The sequence below is a fragment of the Bacillus proteolyticus genome, from assembly GCF_001884065.1.
Classification (GTDB): Bacteria; Bacillota; Bacilli; order Bacillales; family Bacillaceae_G; genus Bacillus_A; species Bacillus_A proteolyticus.
Genome location: NZ_MACH01000020.1, coordinates 35012 through 54599, shown reverse-complemented (window position 1 = coordinate 54599; position 19588 = coordinate 35012). Strand labels below are relative to the sequence as shown.

At 34.8% G+C, this 19588-nt stretch carries 15 protein-coding genes and 3 pseudogenes; 4 read left to right on the top strand and 14 right to left on the bottom strand.

Annotation, left to right across the window (positions count from 1 at the left end; translation table 11 throughout):
- Positions 1-7: 7 nt before the first annotated feature.
- The 6 genes from BAQ49_RS03420 to BAQ49_RS03395 form a co-directional block, all read right to left on the bottom strand.
- Positions 8-1075 carry a glycoside hydrolase family 113 gene (locus tag BAQ49_RS03420; protein WP_071744195.1) on the bottom strand — a complete coding sequence of 356 codons (1068 nt, stop codon included), beginning with the start codon at positions 1073-1075 and terminating at the stop codon, positions 8-10.
- 174 nt (positions 1076-1249) lie between these two features.
- Positions 1250-3640: a penicillin acylase family protein gene (locus tag BAQ49_RS03415; protein WP_071744209.1), complete on the bottom strand. Its 2391-nt coding sequence runs from the start codon at positions 3638-3640 to the stop codon at positions 1250-1252.
- A 107-nt stretch (positions 3641-3747) separates the two neighbouring features.
- A complete protein-coding gene (locus BAQ49_RS03410; RefSeq protein WP_425266535.1) occupies positions 3748-7185 on the bottom strand; it encodes a DUF4132 domain-containing protein in 3438 nt (1145 codons plus the stop codon).
- Positions 7186-7289: 104 nt separating this feature from the next.
- Complete coding sequence (locus BAQ49_RS03405; protein WP_071744193.1) at positions 7290-8066, bottom strand: DnaD domain-containing protein; 777 nt, start codon at positions 8064-8066, stop codon at positions 7290-7292.
- Positions 8050-8202 (bottom strand): hypothetical protein, encoded by a 153-nt coding sequence (locus tag BAQ49_RS33240; protein WP_208610841.1) that lies wholly within the window; start codon positions 8200-8202, stop codon positions 8050-8052. The genes BAQ49_RS03405 and BAQ49_RS33240 overlap by 17 nt, the downstream gene beginning before the upstream one ends.
- Positions 8203-8497: 295 nt before the next feature.
- Complete coding sequence (locus BAQ49_RS03395; RefSeq protein WP_071744192.1) at positions 8498-9079, bottom strand: TetR/AcrR family transcriptional regulator; 582 nt, start codon at positions 9077-9079, stop codon at positions 8498-8500.
- 226 nt (positions 9080-9305) lie between these two features.
- Here BAQ49_RS03395 and BAQ49_RS03390 point away from each other — a divergent pair.
- Positions 9306-10538: pseudogene (locus BAQ49_RS03390) on the top strand (MFS transporter).
- Between the two features lie 60 nt (positions 10539-10598).
- Positions 10599-10844 (top strand): annotated as a pseudogene (locus tag BAQ49_RS03385) (DNA alkylation repair protein); the annotation flags it as partial.
- A 98-nt stretch (positions 10845-10942) separates the two neighbouring features.
- On the opposite strand, the gene BAQ49_RS03380 reads toward BAQ49_RS03385, so the two are convergent.
- Entirely contained in the window at positions 10943-11281 is a 339-nt protein-coding gene (locus tag BAQ49_RS03380) for a DUF3895 domain-containing protein (RefSeq protein ID WP_071744191.1), read from the bottom strand.
- Positions 11282-11761: 480 nt separating this feature from the next.
- Here BAQ49_RS03380 and BAQ49_RS03375 point away from each other — a divergent pair, with 480 nt between their 5' ends.
- A complete protein-coding gene (locus tag BAQ49_RS03375) occupies positions 11762-12862 on the top strand; it encodes an S-layer homology domain-containing protein (protein WP_071744190.1) in 1101 nt (366 codons plus the stop codon).
- A gap of 637 nt (positions 12863-13499) precedes the next feature.
- Here BAQ49_RS03375 and BAQ49_RS03370 read toward each other — a convergent pair.
- The 7 genes and pseudogenes from BAQ49_RS03370 to phaZ all read right to left on the bottom strand — a co-directional run bounded on the left by BAQ49_RS03370 (position 13500) and on the right by phaZ (position 18974).
- The gene (locus BAQ49_RS03370) at positions 13500-14231 is read right to left on the bottom strand and encodes a M15 family metallopeptidase (protein ID WP_071744189.1); all 732 of its coding nucleotides are present in this window, start codon (positions 14229-14231) and stop codon (positions 13500-13502) included.
- 48 nt (positions 14232-14279) lie between these two features.
- Complete coding sequence (locus tag BAQ49_RS03365) at positions 14280-15515, bottom strand: CapA family protein (RefSeq protein ID WP_071744188.1); 1236 nt, start codon at positions 15513-15515, stop codon at positions 14280-14282.
- A 229-nt stretch (positions 15516-15744) separates the two neighbouring features.
- Positions 15745-16027 (bottom strand): annotated as a pseudogene (locus BAQ49_RS32035) (DUF817 family protein); the annotation flags it as partial.
- 265 nt (positions 16028-16292) lie between these two features.
- The gene (locus BAQ49_RS03360) at positions 16293-16493 is read right to left on the bottom strand and encodes an NETI motif-containing protein (protein ID WP_071744187.1); all 201 of its coding nucleotides are present in this window, start codon (positions 16491-16493) and stop codon (positions 16293-16295) included.
- The gene (locus BAQ49_RS03355; protein ID WP_071744186.1) at positions 16477-17673 is read right to left on the bottom strand and encodes an MFS transporter; all 1197 of its coding nucleotides are present in this window, start codon (positions 17671-17673) and stop codon (positions 16477-16479) included. Before BAQ49_RS03355 ends, BAQ49_RS03360 begins: the two co-directional genes overlap by 17 nt.
- A 112-nt stretch (positions 17674-17785) precedes the next feature.
- Positions 17786-18010: a hypothetical protein gene (locus tag BAQ49_RS03350; protein ID WP_071744185.1), complete on the bottom strand. Its 225-nt coding sequence runs from the start codon at positions 18008-18010 to the stop codon at positions 17786-17788.
- 61 nt (positions 18011-18071) lie between these two features.
- A complete protein-coding gene (gene phaZ, locus BAQ49_RS03345; RefSeq protein WP_071744184.1) occupies positions 18072-18974 on the bottom strand; it encodes an intracellular short-chain-length polyhydroxyalkanoate depolymerase in 903 nt (300 codons plus the stop codon).
- 189 nt (positions 18975-19163) lie between these two features.
- Between phaZ and BAQ49_RS03340 the strand changes: the two genes are divergently transcribed.
- Positions 19164-19580, top strand: coding sequence for a MarR family winged helix-turn-helix transcriptional regulator (locus tag BAQ49_RS03340; protein ID WP_071744183.1), 417 nt, complete (start codon positions 19164-19166; stop codon positions 19578-19580).
- Positions 19581-19588: the final 8 nt, after the last annotated feature.

The window sequence follows — 19588 nt, the reverse complement described above, 5'->3', positions numbered from 1 at the left end:
ATAAAAATTATTTTCGATACCATCCATTAATAACTGCCTCTGCTTCTTTACTATGTATTTGATACGAATGATTACTATCATTAGAGCCAATAAACCATATTGAAAACCCTTTAAAATACGGCTTCGGTTCTAATACATCACGGTAAGCACGCCACCCGTTAAGTTGTACATCTTTTGAAAACACATTCGTAACATCTGGGTTCCACGGATTTTGCAGTCCAAGTTCACGTGCTGGCACGTTAAATCCGCCAAAATACACTGGCTTTCCTGTTGTTTTATGTAATTTCTCAAGTTGCTGAACGACATTTTGGCCACGATTATATACTGTCGTCGCAAATAAACTTTGTTTTACTTCTTCGTACGATGGATTTCTTTTTCCTGAAACTTCAAACCAACTATCAATACTTACGATGTCCACCTTTTTTAAATACGGACGATTTATTTTTGCGAGAAACTTCGCTTCATAAGATGGATCAAAACTTGCAGTTAACCACCAGTTCATTTGATACAAAACATTTCCTTTATACTGCTGGCGAACAAAATCGATTGTATCATTCCAATATCCTTCTGCATATTCCATGTTAACGAAATTAGAAGCGATTTTCAGCCCGTAAACATTGTACTTACTTGTAATGGAATTAAAAATATCTTGTAAAACAACTGTTTTCCAATTCCAGAAGAAATCGTTAATATTACTCGGGTTCCATTCCGTCTCTCCAATATTTCCTTGCTGAATAAACGGGAACGGCTCCACTATAACTTGAATATTACGCTTTAATAATTCTTGAATTAAAATAATAGCTTGTTTCTTTTGCACCTGATTAATTACCATATTAGCAGAATTCACATTCGGAATATCAACTTGGATCGGTACATTCACCGTATTTAAATTCAAACGCTCCACATCTGCTAATACTTTCTCTACATTGCCTACTTCCCATACCGTTACGTTTCCTGATTTTATTTTTCCAGATTGAACAGTATTTACATCTGCCTGTACATTTCCCTGGAAACAAAAAGAAAACAACATGATACACACTCCTAAAAAACTTACTAAACTCTTATTTTTTTTCACAACTTTCCCCCATAATTTTTGACTTTCTTGATTATTTTATACAACATTTCACATATATTCCAGAAAAATTAAATACATTTCCATTAATTAAAGTGTTATCCATATAATCTCCCTAAAAATAGTAAGGTAAATAAAAAAAAAGACCCTTACATATAGTAAGAGTCTCTTCACATATCATCTCGGCTTTAAAGTTAATACTTTCCCTTCAATTCCGTCTGTATTTAAAGTAGTCGTATGATACTCACCATTTACCCAATCATCTATTTGATCATGATACCAATCACTTCTAAAATGTCCTGATTGTCCCGGCCCTACGATATGGTAACCGTTTGACATATCTTTCGTATCAATTACGAATCGCCAAGAAGCTCCGTGATTGACAATACCGTTATCTCCGTAACTCGCTGCTTGAACAGTAACTTGACTTCCGCCAATTGGAATTGGTTTTTCGCGATTAAACGCAAGTAGCGCTAACATACTAGATGATTTTGAAATTGGATGTGTAAAAGCAAGTTGATGGTAATCGCCCCACTCCCACTCCGCAACATCAGGTCCATATTCCTTCTGTAATTTCTTCATTACATTCTCGTACGATGTATGCACAACTTTCGTGAAGCCTCCGTACTTCGTAAACCAAGCGCTATTTTCTCCTGCTACTTGTTTTCGAATCAATTCATCAACAACTTGTGACTTCCCTTCAAATAACTCCATCACATCTTTTGGAATTTCTTTTGGAAATAACGTATTCGAAATCTCTTTCATTAACAAATGGAAAATTAATGGTGCCGCTTCATCTTTACTATCGTAAAAATTCCACTTTGTTAATTGTTTTACGCCTTCTTTCTCTACTTCATTTAAAGATGTTTTATTTAATTCTTTTAAAAATATAGGAGCAAATTCTTTCCCGTATAAATTTTTTTGATCCATCTGTAACTCTTCTAAATCTTTTACCGTATACTTATCCTTCTCTTGCAAAAACTCTTGAATACGCATTTGCCTATACGGTTGCGCCCACGTATTACTAATATGGTACGGATAATTATCATCAACAATTTTATTATTCGCAGTTGAAATAAACCCTTGTTCTGGATTTATTACTTTTGGAAGCTGCTCAAACGGAATATATCCTTCCCATTCATACTCATCTGTCCATCCAGGAACTGGCAAACTACCATCGCCTTTTTTACGCACTGGTATATTTCCATTTGCTTTATAAGCAATCGTGCCATCGTTTGATGCAAACACAAAATTTTGAGTTGGTGTATGAAAATCTTGAAGAGCTGTTTCAAACTCATTCCAGTTTTTTGCTTTATTCATATTTAATACTGCCTTTAATTCAGCGGAAGGCTCCAAAGCAGTCCATTTCAAAGCGAATACTGTTTTCGTTTTCTCTTTCCCTTTATCTGCAAACTCTGAAATGACTGGACCATGCCTCGTAACCGTCACGTTATACGGAATTGTTTTCCCGCCTTTTACTTTAATAGACTCATCAACAATAGTAGCCTTTTCCCACTTATCGTTATACAAAAATTCATTTTCATTATTAGGATTTCGCTTCTCAATATATAAATCTTGCACATCAGGACCTGTATTCGTAACGCCCCATGCTATTTTGTCATTGTGACCTAATATAACACCTGGCACTCCCGCGAAAATAACGCCACTCACATTTAAGTCTTTCATTTCAAGTTTCGATTGATACCATATTGAAGGTGTCGCAAGAGATAAATGAGGATCATCCGCTAGAATCGGCTTACCAGACACACTCTTTTCACCGCTTATCACCCAGTTATTACTACCATTAAACTCTGGTGGAATGACCGTTTTTGCAAAACTTTGTGCTACGTCCACATTTGTATTTTTCAGTTCAGCTAGCAATCTAGGTGCATCTTTTGGATATGTAGGAAATAGCTCATTTGCTTGCTCTTTCGGTAGGTTTTTCAGCGCCCAATATCGAAATGCCTGTCCGTGCCAATGTCCCCCCAAATCAAACGCCATATACTTTCCAATCGTTAAAGAATCCACGATTGACCATTCAGCAGGCTCATAGCCTAATAAAGTAAACTCAACTGGCAATTTCTTTTCCTCTTTCGCCTCGCGTATAAAAGCGTTTACGCCATCAGCAAATGACTGCAGGGCATATTTCGCTTCTCCGTCATATTGACTAACAGACGCTTCGGCTGCTCGCCGTAAACCGAGCGTTCGAAACAACTTATCTCGATCAACAGCTGCCTCCCCTACAACTTCACTTAACATACCAGAAGCTTGTCTTCTACTTAAATCCATTTGAAACAAACGATCTTGCGCTTGTACGTACCCTTGCGAGAAATATAAATCATGCGCATTTTCCGCTTTAATATGCGGTACACCTTTACTATCTCGCTTTACCGCAACAGCATGTTGTAAATCCTCTAGCTTTATCGTTCCATCTATCTTTGGCACAGAACTAAGCGTATATATGTTCAAAAAAATCGCTGTACAGATAACTAACAAAAGAACGATACTACTAGACCAAATAAAAATTCTCTTACCCCTAGTTCGTTTCTTCTTTATGACGACTTCCATATCCATATAACCCCTCCTTTCTCAAACTATTCGCTTCTATTTAAGGAAGAACCTTTTAGAAAAGTTGAAAAACCCCCTTCATTTTCCTACAAATGAAGGGGGTTTTCTTAACGTTTGTTACGCCAGCTTTCATTATGACCAAGATTTGACTCGGTCGCTAATTGCACATCATATGATACTTCACTAAAGAATCGCTTATCTACTTGTTTTGGTACAATGCGTCTCTCATCATCAATTTCGTCATATTCATATGAACCACGGTTCACTGTATCCGCTTTATAAAATTGAATCTCAAATACACATACATCTTCTTCACCTTCATATCCGATCGGCGCTCCGCTAAATGAAAGTTCCGCTCCTAATCCAGTTCGAGTATCTTCTTTATAAAATGTATAATAAACACCGCCATCTTGAACCGATCCGCGAGTCCATCCAAGTTTCGTCATCTTACCAAATAACGAGCGACCATTTAATAAAATACCGCCAAATCTCTCAATAGCAATCTCATCATTCTCTTCTACTACAAACACTGGACGTTCAATTTGTACAAACGGCTGAACAATTCCCGCAATTGTCAGTTGCCCTTTCCACAATTCCTTTTCCGCCTCGGATAATTCTAACGGATGAATTAAACCAATAACAGTTCCAGATGAAAGTTCATGATTCTCTCCTATCATTGAATAAAACGTATCATCCTCCGCATAACGGAACGTTTTCAGCAACTTTCCTTCCGTATATTCACCCCAAATAAGTGAAATGGCAAATTGCTTCATAATTGGATTTTCCAAAAATACCGGCTTCCACGTATCGTATGACCAATAGCGCTTTAGTGATAGAGCAGTTTCCAAGCGTTGTTTCTGCATAGAAAGAGCACTTCGGAATTCCTTCTTTAAAGAGGATAACTCTTTCTTAGCCTCCTCAGCTTTTACTACATCATCTTTTGCATTCGGCTTCGGAAGTGACTTCATACGTTTTCCTTCTTCTGTCTCTAATTCAATTTTTGAATCTGAAGTTAAAATAGAAGTAAAAATTCGATTCCCAAAATCAATCGGCTTTTCACCACGTATAGTAAAACCAAGATCCGGTACCAGTTGATCTTCCAGCTCTTCTTCCGTTATACCGCGTGTTTGCGCAGCAAGACCTAGTGCTTCTTTTGCCGCATTACGCACTAACTTATGCTTATATTTAAATGTCATCGCTTGAATAGACACAAGTGCAAGCTTAGATGAGGACAACCCTAGAGCCCGAACAGCATCTGCTGCAATCTTTCCTCTCATATGAAGCACCCATTCATCAATTTGCTTTTTAAGTATGCCGACCATTTTGTCATCGCTATACATTCCATATAATGAAAGGATTCCGCGTTTCTTCACATCTGCATCTTGAGAAATCCATATTTGATATATTGTTTGCACATACTCTTTCAAGTCTTGCTCATTCAAAGTACCACCAATTACTTCAGCTGCCTCTTTCTTCTCAATAACAGAATCTGAAATATACTGTTGTAAATAGGCTAACGGAATTGTTGCATCTGCTATTTCATTTGAATTACGAAGACGGATTTGTGGTTCATTCCCCATCCATTGCACAAATGAATTTCTTTTTTGTTCCGTTACTATACGACTGCAAAGTTCTTCTATATTTTCTGAATCTCCACCCACTTCAAGTAACGGAGCAAATTTCTCAACAAAAGAAGCATTCTTCTTTTCTTGTAAAGCTTCCTGTACAAGTTGCATATACTTTTCAATCTTATAATCTATTAGTATTTCCATCACATGTTCACGGACAATTTTCTTTTTATTATTAAGTTCGGCTGCTACATCTTCTGCCGACTCTACATCTTTCGAAAGCAGTCTCACTACAGACTCACGGATTTTTTTAGAAGAAGCACCTAAGCTTTTGATTAAAATCGGACGCATTTTAACCATGTTTTCCCTCGCTAATTCATCCAAAATATATGCTTTTGCCTGAGCAGAATACTCATCAAATCGTTCAATTATGTACGCTTGTTCTTTTACAATGACATGAACAAGCGCTTCCTTCGCCTTGTTTCTCTCTTCACTGTAGCATGCAGCTTGTTCAACTGCATAAGTGATAAGCTTTGCCTTACTTAATCCATACGAAAGAAGATCTTCTAATACTTGTTTCGGTTCTATCCCTCTGACAGAACATTCGTACAGAAGTTCGTATAAATTAACGTTATATTCATCTCCGAATTGCAGTGTAAGTACAGCTTCCCTCTTCGCTACATCATCTAAATCCCAAAGGAGTGTAACCTCTAATACTGGCATCCCCCAATACATACTTCTATACTTAGGATCTTTAAGTATTTGCTCCATATCCTCAAGTGACAATTTCCCTAGTAAATAATCACGATATGTATCACGTATTGTAGACAATTTAATTTGCAAAGCAGCGACAAAAAATTCTTCTCGCATTCTCCCTCTATTTAACTCATACCCTTTTCCAGCTAACGTTCGTACGATAATGAGATAATTAATTTTACTTACATATTGCAAAGTACGTTGAACAAATTCAGGATTTTCTTCCGCCACGGAGCATAACATTTCATATTCATACGTCTTACAAAATCCTTCATTATTTAAATCATGTTGCCTCAGCCGGTGTGCAAAGAATCTTTCCTCAGAAATCCAAAACTGTTTACAAAAACTTTGAATTTCATCATAGGTTTTCTTATTTACACTCCCTGTTCGTTTATAGTTTTGAGGCTGATTGAGAGCTTGACACACGTAACGCGTAGCATGATTCATAAAACCCCAAACGTTTTTCTTCGCTAATATTTCAACATATCGCTTCGCAACATTTGAATACTGATGAATACTAAATAATAGCCGCCAAATGTATTCTGGTAAGCTTCCACCTAAAAATAATTCCCTATCACTTTCACCTTTTATATATCTTTCAACTGCTTCAATCTTTTCCTTTTCTCCATTCAAATTCAATATAAATTCAGCATGTTCTTTTAATCTCTCGTCCAATAAAGAGCTATATGTACAGAATCTCTCATAATCTACTTCAAACATTACGAGAAGTAACGATAATTGCTGTTGATTTGATAATTTTGATAACCACTCTTCTATATAGTTCGGATTCTCACCTATTAATTCTCGAAGAAAAACATACGCTTCATCCACATAACTTGAAATATTAGTTAAATATTTACATGCACTTACTACAAGTTTCTCCAAAGGAAGTTCACTTTTTTCTAAATAAACCTTCATATTAGAAAAGTCCACATATTTAAACCTTATTATAAGAACGTTTAACAATTGCTCCCCTAACAAATAATAAAATAACCGAAAGAAAGCCGGATCTTGTTTATGTACTTTCCTAAAATCGCTTATAAATCGCTCCGCAAAATCGGCTCTCTTTTGATCTCTAATTGTCGTTAGTTGAATATCTTTTAAAATTGCTTCTTCTCTCGATTCTAAATACCGCAGTGCTAATTGTTTCTGCTCTTCTGTCATATTAATATATTGAAACAACTTTGATGTACTAGTTATCAAACTCTGTTCCTCCCGCATCTTTTTATCTATTATAAAAGCAAAATACCCATATTTTTTCTCTATCATTCAAAAATAGTATAGCATACAACCTACCGAATACGAACGTATATTCTGTATTAAATTTATGTAAATAAAAAAACACTACTCAAAATACTTCTCCTTCGCTCTAAACTTCCTATTACACACTTTTCCTCACTAATATCCCCACACCAATTCCTCAAAATCCCCTTTACATAAGCGAACGTTCCCTTATTATTTTCAAACGCAATTTTAAGTGCCTCTAGTACTCTATCTCCTGAAATCCTTTGCATCCATTCCTTTAATTCCTTCGCGATATATGGAGATAGATTACTAATGTTTTGTTCGTAAAACTTATAAACTTCACTATGCGGAGTGGCATCCTCTACTCTTTCTACCTCTTCTGCCTCTTCCTTCTCTTGAATAATCGCTTGTTGCGAATTACTACTAACCTCTTCCTCTGGCATTCCAAAATGTTGAAGTAATAACGGAATCTTGCATTCTTCTTCAATACATTTACGTAAAAACATATGCAGGAACTCTTTACTTTTCACCATTTTCAGCTCACGTAATACACATTTCTCTATGTTCATATTAAAAATAGGATTATAGTGTAACCAATTTATAATGAATAACTCTTTCGTTTCCGCATCATATAAAATCTTCCCGTATTCCACAAACCGGTTCAATAACTTCTCAACAGTCTCCATACTGTAACCAGTTTCAAGCTCTGCCAAACGCTTCGGTAATATGTAAATACCACATTGCTTCGTTTTCGTACCAGTTAACAAATATATGTAAAAATAACGCTCTTCTGGCGTTAAATCTAAAATAAATTCATCTTGCCAAAAGTTCACCTGCACATTACGGTACACCGCCATCAGTTTCCCCTCCGCTCTTTACTAGTAAAAAGGAAAATTCCAATCCTTCAATATAAATATAGGAATGAGCAAACGGTTTTGGCATTCGAGTTCCAAATTTTTTTACTACTACTACGCCGGTTTTATTTTTTCGCACTTGTTTTGTTCTTGTAGTTGTTTTTGTTTTTGTTTTTTCTTAGTGATTTATTACTTGGTAGGTGCTTATGAGGGGCTTTGAAGGGGCTTATATAGTTTTTTCATTCCCCTCTTATCTAATATCTAATTACAAATGTCTCCAACAATCTTCATACATTGCAGACAACCATTATGATTCACCTGCTCATATTTACCCGAAAACAAAAAGCACTTGTTGCCTTCATAGACAATTCAGTGCTTAAGGTTGAAAGTTTATAAATAAGAGTGTCTACAATCGACATAGTTGATTGAAATATTTATTTTAGTAACGATAATATGATACATACCGTATTATCTACAACTGAACGTTCTGGGCGAGATTTCATTAACACTGTTAATCCAATTAATGAAGTGACTAGCGTTTGTGCTAAAGCTTTAGCATTCACATCACTTTGCAGTTCTCCAGACTGAATACCTTTGGCGATTAATTCTTGAAATATAATTGAAAGGTACATTTGATGTTCTCTAGTCAACACTTCAAATTTTTCATTATGAGGAGAAAGCTCAACCATTGTGTTAATACAAAAACAGCCTTTATTTGATTCTCTTTTATATTCCTCTTCCACCATATTTTCAAAAAATGTACGAATGGCCTCTTTTACAGATCGTTCTTTTTGAAGTTTTGTTCGAATGCTGGTCGCGTGTATATTTGTGTATCTCCGTAATGCAGCTTCAAACAGCCCTTCTTTATCACCAAATGCCGCATATAAACTCGGTCTTTGTATTTCCATTTTAGCAGTTAGATCACTTAATGAAGTAGCAGCGTATCCTTTCTCCCAAAAAAGTTGCATAGCAGCATCCAAAGCTTTTTCTTTATCAAATTCGCGTAGTCGAGCCATTTAACCCCTCCTCTTTTTTTACCTCTTTTTTTACCTGTTTTCTAAATTACAAATCACGTTTTTATGTACCAATCAGTATATTATATATCGTATTAAATTATAAATGATATGTCAAAATAAACTGAAATCAATTCACTTGACACAATAATTTATCCCTGGTTATATTTTATTTAATAAATAAAATACCGTTCGGTACATTATTTTAAAAACAAAAGGAGATGATATTATGGATGCTAAAGAACAAATGACAACTGCTTTTACACAGAATAATGATCAGTTCCAATCAACTATCAATACAATCATGCCCCGCTATATAACTCTATTATTTTCAATAGCTTGCGGGATGGCTGTGGCGAATATATACTTCGCTCATCCCCTACTTGATTCTTTATCAAATGAGTTTAAAATCAACCATTCAACTATTGGCTTCGTTATTACTATTACTCAAGTTTGTTATGCACTCGGATTACTTTTATTAGTTCCACTTGGTGATTTGTTAAACCAAAAAAGACTTATTATTTTCCAAATGCTTTTATCCGTTTTCGCTTTAATTGTAATCGGATCTGCTCCTTCAAGTACCGTACTTTTTATAGGTATGGCCTTAGTCGGAATTCTTGCGACTGTTACGCAGACACTCGTCGCATACGCATCCATTTTAGCTAATCCAAAAGACCGTGGGCGAATAGTAGGTTCCGTCACGAGTGGTGTCGTAATAGGAATTCTACTTGCACGTACATTTTCCGGAACATTAACAGATCTAGCCGGATGGCGTTCCGTTTATCTTACCTCTGCTGTACTTATGCTCTTCGTAATTTGTTTGTTATATCGTAATTTACCTAATTTTGAACATAAAAAAACAGCTATGACCTATCGTAAATTATTACATTCCGTTCTCTTATTATTTGTAGAAGAGCGCCACTTACGCATTCGCGGAATATTAGCATTGCTCATTTTCACTTCATTCAGTATTTTATGGACTTCATTAGTTTTACCTCTAAGTGCTGCACCATAAAATCTATCACATACAGCTATCGGAGTATTTGGTCTTGCTGGAGTTGCTGGTGCATTAGCTGCCACTAAGGCCGGACAACTTGCTGATCACGGATTCGGAGAAAGAACTACTGGCATAGCCTTATCCTTATTATTACTTTCATGGCTCTTAATTAAATTAATGAACCATTCTCTATTCCTACTAGTTATCGGTGTTATCCTTTTAGATTTAGCTGTGCAAGCTGTACATGTAACCAATCAAAGTATGCTGTTCACAGTGCGTCCCGAAGCAAGAAGTCGACTCACTGCCAGTTACATGATTTTTTATTCTATCGGTAGTGCTACAGGTGCAATTCTTTCAACAAATATGTATGCAAAATATGGTTGGGATGGGGTATGCATATTAGGTGTATCTGTTAGTGCTTGTGCTCTTTTATTTTGGGCAATGACCTTACGGCGATCATCATAAATAAAAGGAGAATAATTTATTAGTGCATTTTTTAATATACTTTTTCTACAAGCCTATACAATTGTGAAAAATACGATTCATGATTCGCCAGAACGAACAAAATCCGCTATGAATAATTTCCTAAACACTGTAGCAATTTCATATGTGCCACTACACGAAAAAGCAGTCGAAATTGCAAAAGAAGTTGGTATAGTTGAAATAAAACGTGAAAATAAAAAGAGCAGTTTGCTAAATGCTACAGAGAGTATTCAGAAAGAACTTGATAGAGGAAGACTTGGTTTCAAACGTAAATATGTTAGATGTTAGATGATCAAAAAAGGTGTCAATCTAAGCAAGATTGACACCTTTTTGATGAGAAAAACGAATGAACTCCCCTAGGAAATTATTCATCCCCCCTGTACACCTTATCCGTTAAAAACTTCTTCATTCAATTTATAAACCCTATCTCTTTTCTCATCACTTTTGACAAAAATAAGCTTTCCTTCTTTAACAAAACCTTCTAATAGTAAGCATACTTGTCCATATGCTTTCGGCTTATTCGTAGTGAATCTTTCATCGGGTATTTTACCAGCTCGTATTAATTGTTCGCACAGCTCCAGTGCACTTATTTCTTCAGAATTAAATAATCCTAATATATCTTGTTGCAATGGCGATAAAGGTACTGGTATTTCAGCTACCTCCACCTTTTCTTTTTCTTTTTCGTTTTCTTCTTCAAATAAATCTTCAAATGAAATTTGATTCATTACTTCTTTTCCTTTCTAACGATTGATTTGTATAACATGAACTGAATCCTATAAAGAGTAGTTATTGTTATGTATTACTTACCTTATTACATAAATCTCAAACTCATGTACATCGTTTCATATAGTATGTTTTGATTATACCAAATATACGTTCTGTCTTCTATCGTAGATTGAAAAAAGAAGCATTTTACTGTCCACAAATAGCGAAAAGGTATTTAGATGATTTTGTTGAATGGATTTATAAAAGTAAATTAAGCAAAAATAACTTCAACATCAACTTTTATTGTATATTTTTGAGTTACTTTACATTTCACTCTATATACCATTTTTAAATAGAGATGAATATTTATAGATATTATGATTAAGTTTCATGCAGATTAGTAAAATAGATATTTATTCCATAGAAATTTATGGTAAATACTTATCGTTTATATGTTATAATCACGATGTAAATATTTGATATAACAGGGGGGTTCCAAAATGGGCTTTAAAACAAGTAAAGTTAAAAATTTTTTCGGATTAGTAATAACTGCAGCACTAGCAACTACAACGATGGTAGGCACAGTAAATGCAGAAACAACTACGAAAACAAACTTTAATGAAAATAGCTATAAGGTAGTTAGCAATAATGACACTGTATTTACAGATGTACCAAAGGACCACTGGTCAAAAGTTGCTATCGATTACTTAGCGTCAGCAGGGATTTATAAGGGATATGGAAATGGGAAATTTGGTTTTGGGGACAATGTTACTAGAGGACAGGTAGCTTCTTTAGTCAATCGACATTTAGGTTTAATAGCAGACGATAAACAGGCGAATATGTTTAGTGACATTACAAATCATATGTTTGAAAAGGATATTAAAGCCATTGCGCAAGCTGGAATTATGAAAGGTGATGGAACAGGTACATTTCGTCCAGATGATGTATTAACTCGGTATGAGATGGCAGTAGTGTTACAAAAAGCATTTCAATTAAATTCAAAAGGACAAGAGAACTTTAAAGATGTACCAAAAGATCATTGGGCCTACGAATCTGCCAATGCACTGCGTAGTAACCGTATAGCACAAGGTGACGAGGCAGCTAATTTTAATGGCAACATGCTTGTGAAGCGTGAACAGTATGCCCAATTTTTCTATAATGCAATAGCAAAGAACAGATCTTATAATTTCAACATCAATTCAAAAGAAGAACTGAAACAAATGTTAACAACAGCTTTACAGAATGGGACGTTTGGTCCATTTAAATTAGATGCACTAGGTAAAGATATATCTGAGGTAAAAAAAGAATTTGGAGCGCCTGATGTTTGGAAGCAAGCACCATGTACAGAATGTGATGCACCTAATACAGCGGTATACGGAGATTATAATATTGATATGTACCCTTCGGACGCTAGATATATATGGGTGAAAATGGATATCTCTATCAACGAATTAAAAGAGTGGTTTGGTGAACCAGATGGAATCGGAGAGGATATGACTAGTGAAGGCTTTATATATAATCGAGGAAGCTATTCTCTTTATTTCAGCTTCTCTGATGGTTATATTCAACGCGCTGAAATTTCTAAAATTGAACATCATTAATACGTTACAAGCAATATAAAATATATACAGCATAAAAAAACCCTTCAAGAACACCCTTATTCTTGAGGGGGTTTATTTTGTTCCTATCCATTTTACATAATACAAAGCTATAAAAACTCCCCAAAGAACGCGATCAAGAGTAAAATTGGTCAATCTCAAGAATATCTACTATTTCATTCAACCAATCTATTATTAACAAAATATCTCTTCACCCTACTCAGCTCCTAAAATTTTTTCCCTACACCAACTATTTCACCTTAATAAATTTCTCAATATCCTAATAAATAAAAAACACTACCAATCGTAGTATTTGGTCTACCTCTACATTTCTATCAAGCTAAGAAAATCCAGCATCCAAAACAAAAAAGATAGCAAGGTCAATATTGTAGCACCTGTAAAACAGGCAGTCTCTAAAGCCTAGTTAAGCAGATACTGTAAGTATTCTATGTTACGCATGAAAAAGGATCTGATACGAATATCAGATCCTTTTTCACTGCTTCTTTTATAGATTTAAGTTCTTGATACATATATCGGTTCATACGTGCTTACATTATCATACACAGTTTTCGCAATACTAGGAGAAAGATTAACACATCCTCCAGATCCACTGGCTTTTTAATAGAATCAAAGTGTATTTTTATTTGTCGGACTTAATTTTTTCGCAATACTCTTCTAAAGTTAATCCCTTTTCTTTTAGATAAATAGCAACTTCTTTTCCTACATAACGATAGTGCCATGGCTCATACTTAATGCCAGTAATATTCTCTTTATCTTTCGGATAGCGGAGAATAAACCCATACTCTGCAGCATTCTTATCTAACCATTTGAATGCATCGGTAGTTTCAAATTTGGCATTTAAATCTTCTACAGTATTCTGCCATTCAACTGAAATAATGTCTAACGCTAATCCAGTATGATGTTCACTTGCACCAGGATACTGAAGATATTCCAATGCCTTAGCACTAGCCTCTTTATCCGACAAACCTTGAGATTTATAACTTTTAACTGACGCATCATAATAAGTTTGTTGTAATTTTATAGCTCGATAACCTGATCTTAAATAAAGATTGATTCCATCTTTTTTTGCAGCTGTTACCATATCCTGATAGGAAGTTGCAATTCTGCTATCTATTTTCATATTGGGCTTAGCATTTTGGGTGATACTTGTTAATTCAATCCCTAGTTCCTTTGGTAACATATGTTCTCTATTTACAAGAATAATTCTCCAATCATTAAGATCAGAGATAGGTAAAACATCTTTTTTATTCGCATTTATCTCATTTTTATTTTTATCGTTATTATTAGTAGTTTCCTGAGATGTTTGTTTTCCACTACAAGCAGCAAGGCTCCATCCCAATGTCAATACCAATGCTAAAATTATAAATTTTTTAATTGTATCTCATTCCCTTTTTGTTTATTAGTCTTTATACCAATTTCCCAACACATCTCTAGGAATATCCTTGAAATTTTCTAAAGAAACGGGGCCAACAAATTTTTTAATCCCATGATTTTTAGAATCTTCATCCGAATAATCTTTTAAAAATTGAATTTTAAAATGTGTCTTACCATCAGCATAGTCAGTTACTGTCGGTACGAATGCCGCTTGTCGTATACCAAAAGTTTCATCTTCATACTTCACAAATTGTATATAAGATAGTCCGCCAACCAATGTTTCTAATTTTTCTTGAGCAGAAATAAGATTTCCAAGAGAATAATAGATTAGTGTTTGATGTCCATCTTTATTTTGTTTCCACTCAATTGGTTGAATTACGTGTGGATGATTTCCAATTACTACATCTACACCTAAATCTGTTAAATATTGAGCAACTTCTTTTTGTTGCTTTGAAGGTGTAGAGGTATATTCTACTCCCCAATGCACCATAACAATCACCATATCAGAGCTACTCTTTGCCTTTTCCACATCATTTTGTATCGCTTTTTTATCAATTAAATTTAATGCCCAAGACTTATCAGCTGGAATTTTAATTCCATTCGTACCATATGTATAATTAAGTAACGCAAAGCGAATACCATTTTTGGTAATCGTTTTTATTTCATTACGCTCGTTTTGACTCTCATTAATACCTACTGGGATAACATCCGGATATTTCTTCCAGTATTCTCTTGTATTCAAAACACCTTTGATCCCCATATCCATAGCGTGATTTGTCGCTTGAGTCACTATATTGAATCCAGTGTCCACTAAAGATTGACCTACTTCTTCAGGTGTATTGAAAGTAGGATATCCCTGTACTTTTAGATTATTTCCTGCAATTGGAGTCTCCTGGTTCACTATAGCAAGATCACTTGATTTAACAGCTTTTTTGATATTTTCATAAATATAGTTATAATCATATGAACCGTCTTTTTGTTTGCCATCTTTAATTACTGCGTCATGATATAAATTATCACCCGTTGCTAATAAATTCACTACCGATTTTACTTTTTTATCTTCAATAAAATTAGGAGCCTTTTGAATAGGACTTTTATCTACCCAATTCGGTGCTTTTAATGATTTATCTGTATTTGATTGAGCCGGTGGTAATGATGCTTTAGATGTCTTAACATCTGTTTTATCACAAGCGGTTAAAATCACTAAAAAAATAAGACATAATAAAAAAAACTTTTTATTTCTCTGTAAATTATGTAACATGTAATCCTCTTTTCTGTTTTATTACTTATAACCAATTCTAACAAATAACTTTTAAACAGCTTATTTTGGTTTTACACTTTCTAACAACCTATCGTTTCCATCAGAATTAATAGATTGCTAGAAAAACATTATCCAACAGGATGTTAAATTTGAAATACCAGTTCCAATTGTAGTAGTTGGTTAATCTAAACAAGAGAGGAGAATAGCTCATATAGCCTCCTCTCTTGCTTTACGTTTGTGAGTGGCTCCAAAAAGAGGGAATCGCTGCCGTCCCCTCTTTAGATAGCGCGAAATCTGTGTAACTAATTTCTTTAAGTTGAGCGACAATCATTATTCTGATAACAACAAGTAAGACCCAAGAACTTATTTTATCAATATACGAATAAAGTAGCAATCTTTTCTCCACCCAATATAAAGAAGCCGATTAGGAGAAATAAAAAAGGAAGTAGCATTTTATATTTGTTGTTTCGTACTGTGAATTGTACATAAGTTTTAGCAAAAACAATAAATAAAGGCTCTGTTGCAAAGTTTTATTTTTAATTTATTATAGTAGCTCTAGAATCCATGTCCGTACAACTAATTTCTTTTCGTTCTTCCTAAAAAATATCCGTTCATTCTATTCAATTCCTAATCTCCCTATTTCTTCATTGATCAATAAAGTGAAACTTTAATCAGCCCTCACCAATCGGGCTGCCCGTTAATGTGGGATAAAAAAACAAGCCATCCAACTCAAATGAACTGGATGGCTCTATACCGTAAAGAAAATCTGTTATTAAATTACTTCAATTTCCCCTCAAAAACAATTTTTCTACCACACGGTTCAACTTCTGTTTTCCCGCCTTTCTTCACTTCATGAAAGATCGGCTCTTCCATGCGACGAGATGGTGCATATCCTTCTTGTTCCATACGTGCTAAACAGTCTGTAATTGTTTCATTTTCGAGAACTTCAAATTTCTTTTTATTAGGTTGTTTTGTCATGCCCTAACCTACTTTCTATTTTTCTTGATGCGAATTGATTCTTCATGTAAATAATATATAACATTGCGAGAATACCCATTATAATCATAACCGCAATAAAAAAGCTTGTATACTGTATTTTCTCTATAAATACGCCTCCTAATACAGGGCCCATAATGCTCCCTATACTAAAGGCGATTCCTGATAATATATTACCTGCTGGTAGTAAGTGTCTCGGTAATAAATCTGTCATGAATCCAAGTCCTAATGAGAAGCACGATCCAATGACCATACCGGCTAAAAGCATACAGGCAAAGACGATCCAGTAATATTGATTAAATACTGCTGCAAGTAGGAAAATGCCAGTACTTATGCTGAATGTCCATGTTAAAATACGGTCTCTTCCGTATTTATCACTCAATATACCGAGCGGAATTTGTGTAATAATACCCCCAATCGCGAATGCTGGTATTAAGAAAGAAACATCTGATACAGACCACCCTTTGCGAAGGGCGTATACTGGTAAATTACTATTTAGCATTGCTTCAAGCACACCATATGCAAGTGGACCAATAAGTGCAATCCAAGCTAATCCCACGACTTGTTTATAACGAGAAAAGGATGATTCACTTTCAGTTTTCGTTTCATCTTGTGCTGGGAATGCATTTTTCGTTGGTAAAAGTAAAATCCAGCCTATTAAGCAAAGTATAGTAGATATGATAAATGGCGTTGCTAGACCATACTGAACTGTACTTGCTAGATAAGGGCCAATTGCAAAACCAATTCCGCAGAATACGCCGTATATCGATACTTGCCTACCTATTTTACTAGGGTCTGTCGTTGTTGTAATCCACGTTTGTGTTCCGACATGAAGCATATGATCTCCAACGCCAACTAAAAATCTAAGAATAAACCATACCCAAAATGAAAATGTTTGTGTAAAAAAGAGTAATGAAATAATAACGAGAAAAACACCAATTACGATAATTGGTTTCATTCCAAATCTTTGCATCGGTTTTTCAAGAAATGGTGAAATAAATAATATCCCGATGTATAATGCCGTCGCATGAATACCGTTAATAGTTGAACTAACTCCTTCTTGTTCAAAAATCATGGCGATTGTAGGTAGTAACATTCCTTGTGATAAACCGGAAATTGCAGCAACTCCAGCCATAATCCAAAAAGTAAAACGCATTGACATCCTTTTCCCCCTCCTTCTCACACTTTCCACTTTTCATTATAAACGGTTTCTTTACATGCGTGTACGAATATTCACAATAAAAAAGAAGCTAAAAAATATAGTTTTTAGCTTCTTATCCTTCCCAAACTTGCGCTTTCACATGGTAATGAAAATGTTTAAAATATGGATTTTCATAAAATGAAGGACCATATAAGTATTGATGTGAATGAACTATTGGTTGCTGCTGCACTTGTAAAGGAACTACTGCTGGTGAAACTTGCATATACATCGGATCAATAATAATTTTTATATATTGATGATTATATGGAGAATGATATATTAAAAATGGATTATGCATTGACTCTCTCCCCTTATACATACAAATGCTATAGTATATGCAAGGTTTAATATTTCGGGAATTATTTATTGTCTAACCAATCCTCTACATGCTGTATAAATACATCTAAACAATCAATAAACGGTGAATGCCCGCAATCTTCTAACACCTTCAACTCCGCATTTGGCAAATGTTTCGCTAATTCCTCACCAACTACTTGTGGTACGACATAATCGCGGTCACCTTGTATGACGAGTGTTGGAGCTTGGATACGGTGAATGTGTCCATTTCCTCGCACAACACCATTATGTTCATCTGAAATATTAAATGTAACTAATGAATAATTCACATCAACGAAATTGCGCTGTGTTAACATATCATCTAAATACTTTTCATAACGATCCGGTTCAGGTTGATTATGTGTATATATTAATAGATTCCACACTGTACGGTAGTATACTTTATTCATATTTTTTATTGCATCTAGTACTGGTGCAATTTGCACTGGGTCTAGCGCAATTTCTTCTTTCGTTTTTAATAAACTCGATCCAATTGGTTGCCCGTTAATATCTTTTTTAAATATCGGGTACCCTTTCATCCCTACCGATTCTACTAATATTAGTTTTTCTACAAAAGTTGGGTAGCTCGCTGTAAACTCCATCGCAACACCACCGCCCATTGACCATCCCATTAACGAAAACTTCTCTAGCTTTAATTGATCGATAAATAGTTTTACATCTTCTGCGAAGTCTTGTAATGAATCTATCGGCTTATTATACGTCGATTGTCCAAATCCTCTTAAATCAATTGCGTAAATATGATATTGCTTTTGTAGTTTCTCAATAACTAAATCAAAGTGTTGTGACGATGTCATATTCCCATGAATGAGTACGAGCATTTCTTCATTTTGCCTTCCAACTTCTTGATACGCAATCGTTTCTCCATTCGATAGTGAAACAAACTCCATTGTTGCAGGCTTAATCATCACAATTTCCCCCATTCTTTTTAATAGAAAGAAAATTCTTTACTTACTTAAAGAATACCACGCAGAATGTATGTTCTCAACAAAAAAACTATACGAAATTTTTACATAATACAACATGTCTATTACTAGACAATTATAATAAAAAAGTATATAGTTAGCTAGGTAACTAATTTGAAAGGATCCAAATACATGGACGAAAAACAACATTTTTTCCACATTGTCAGTCAAACTTCTCGTAAGTTTACGAAGAAATTTAATGAACGTGTATCTCCAACAGGATTATTTAGTGCGCAGTGGGCTGTTATTTTCCGCATCAATCAAAGTGGATCTTGTACCCAAACAGAATTATGCCAGTATTTAAATGTGGAATCACCAACGATGACTCGCACATTAACTCGTATGGAAACGATGGGCTGGATTATTCGTACAGAAGGAAAAGATCGCCGTGAGAAGCTCATTTCATTATCGGAAACAGCACTAGAAATGATACCAGTATGGCAAGAAGAAGTTGATTCTTTTGAAGAAAAAACGCTAGAAGGTATTAAAGAAGAAGACTTACATCAAGCTTTTCAAGTGTTACAACAAATTATTAAAAATTTAGATTAAATTGGAGG

Excerpts from the sequence above, each read along its gene's own strand:
- BAQ49_RS03415 (WP_071744209.1), bottom strand. The coding sequence starts at position 3,640 with ATGGAAGTCGTCATAAAGAAGAAACGAACTAGGGGTAAGAGAATTTTT.
- BAQ49_RS03410 (WP_425266535.1), bottom strand. The coding sequence starts at position 7,185 with ATGCGGGAGGAACAGAGTTTGATAACTAGTACATCAAAGTTGTTTCAA.
- BAQ49_RS03405 (WP_071744193.1), bottom strand. The coding sequence starts at position 8,066 with ATGGCGGTGTACCGTAATGTGCAGGTGAACTTTTGGCAAGATGAATTT.
- BAQ49_RS03395 (WP_071744192.1), bottom strand. The coding sequence starts at position 9,079 with ATGGCTCGACTACGCGAATTTGATAAAGAAAAAGCTTTGGATGCTGCT.
- BAQ49_RS03380 (WP_071744191.1), bottom strand. The coding sequence starts at position 11,281 with ATGAATCAAATTTCATTTGAAGATTTATTTGAAGAAGAAAACGAAAAA.
- BAQ49_RS03375 (WP_071744190.1), top strand. The coding sequence starts at position 11,762 with ATGGGCTTTAAAACAAGTAAAGTTAAAAATTTTTTCGGATTAGTAATA.
- BAQ49_RS03365 (WP_071744188.1), bottom strand. The coding sequence starts at position 15,515 with ATGTTACATAATTTACAGAGAAATAAAAAGTTTTTTTTATTATGTCTT.
- BAQ49_RS03360 (WP_071744187.1), bottom strand. The coding sequence starts at position 16,493 with ATGACAAAACAACCTAATAAAAAGAAATTTGAAGTTCTCGAAAATGAA.
- BAQ49_RS03355 (WP_071744186.1), bottom strand. The coding sequence starts at position 17,673 with ATGTCAATGCGTTTTACTTTTTGGATTATGGCTGGAGTTGCTGCAATT.
- BAQ49_RS03350 (WP_071744185.1), bottom strand. The coding sequence starts at position 18,010 with ATGCATAATCCATTTTTAATATATCATTCTCCATATAATCATCAATAT.
- phaZ (WP_071744184.1), bottom strand. The coding sequence starts at position 18,974 with ATGATTAAGCCTGCAACAATGGAGTTTGTTTCACTATCGAATGGAGAA.
- BAQ49_RS03340 (WP_071744183.1), top strand. The coding sequence starts at position 19,164 with ATGGACGAAAAACAACATTTTTTCCACATTGTCAGTCAAACTTCTCGT.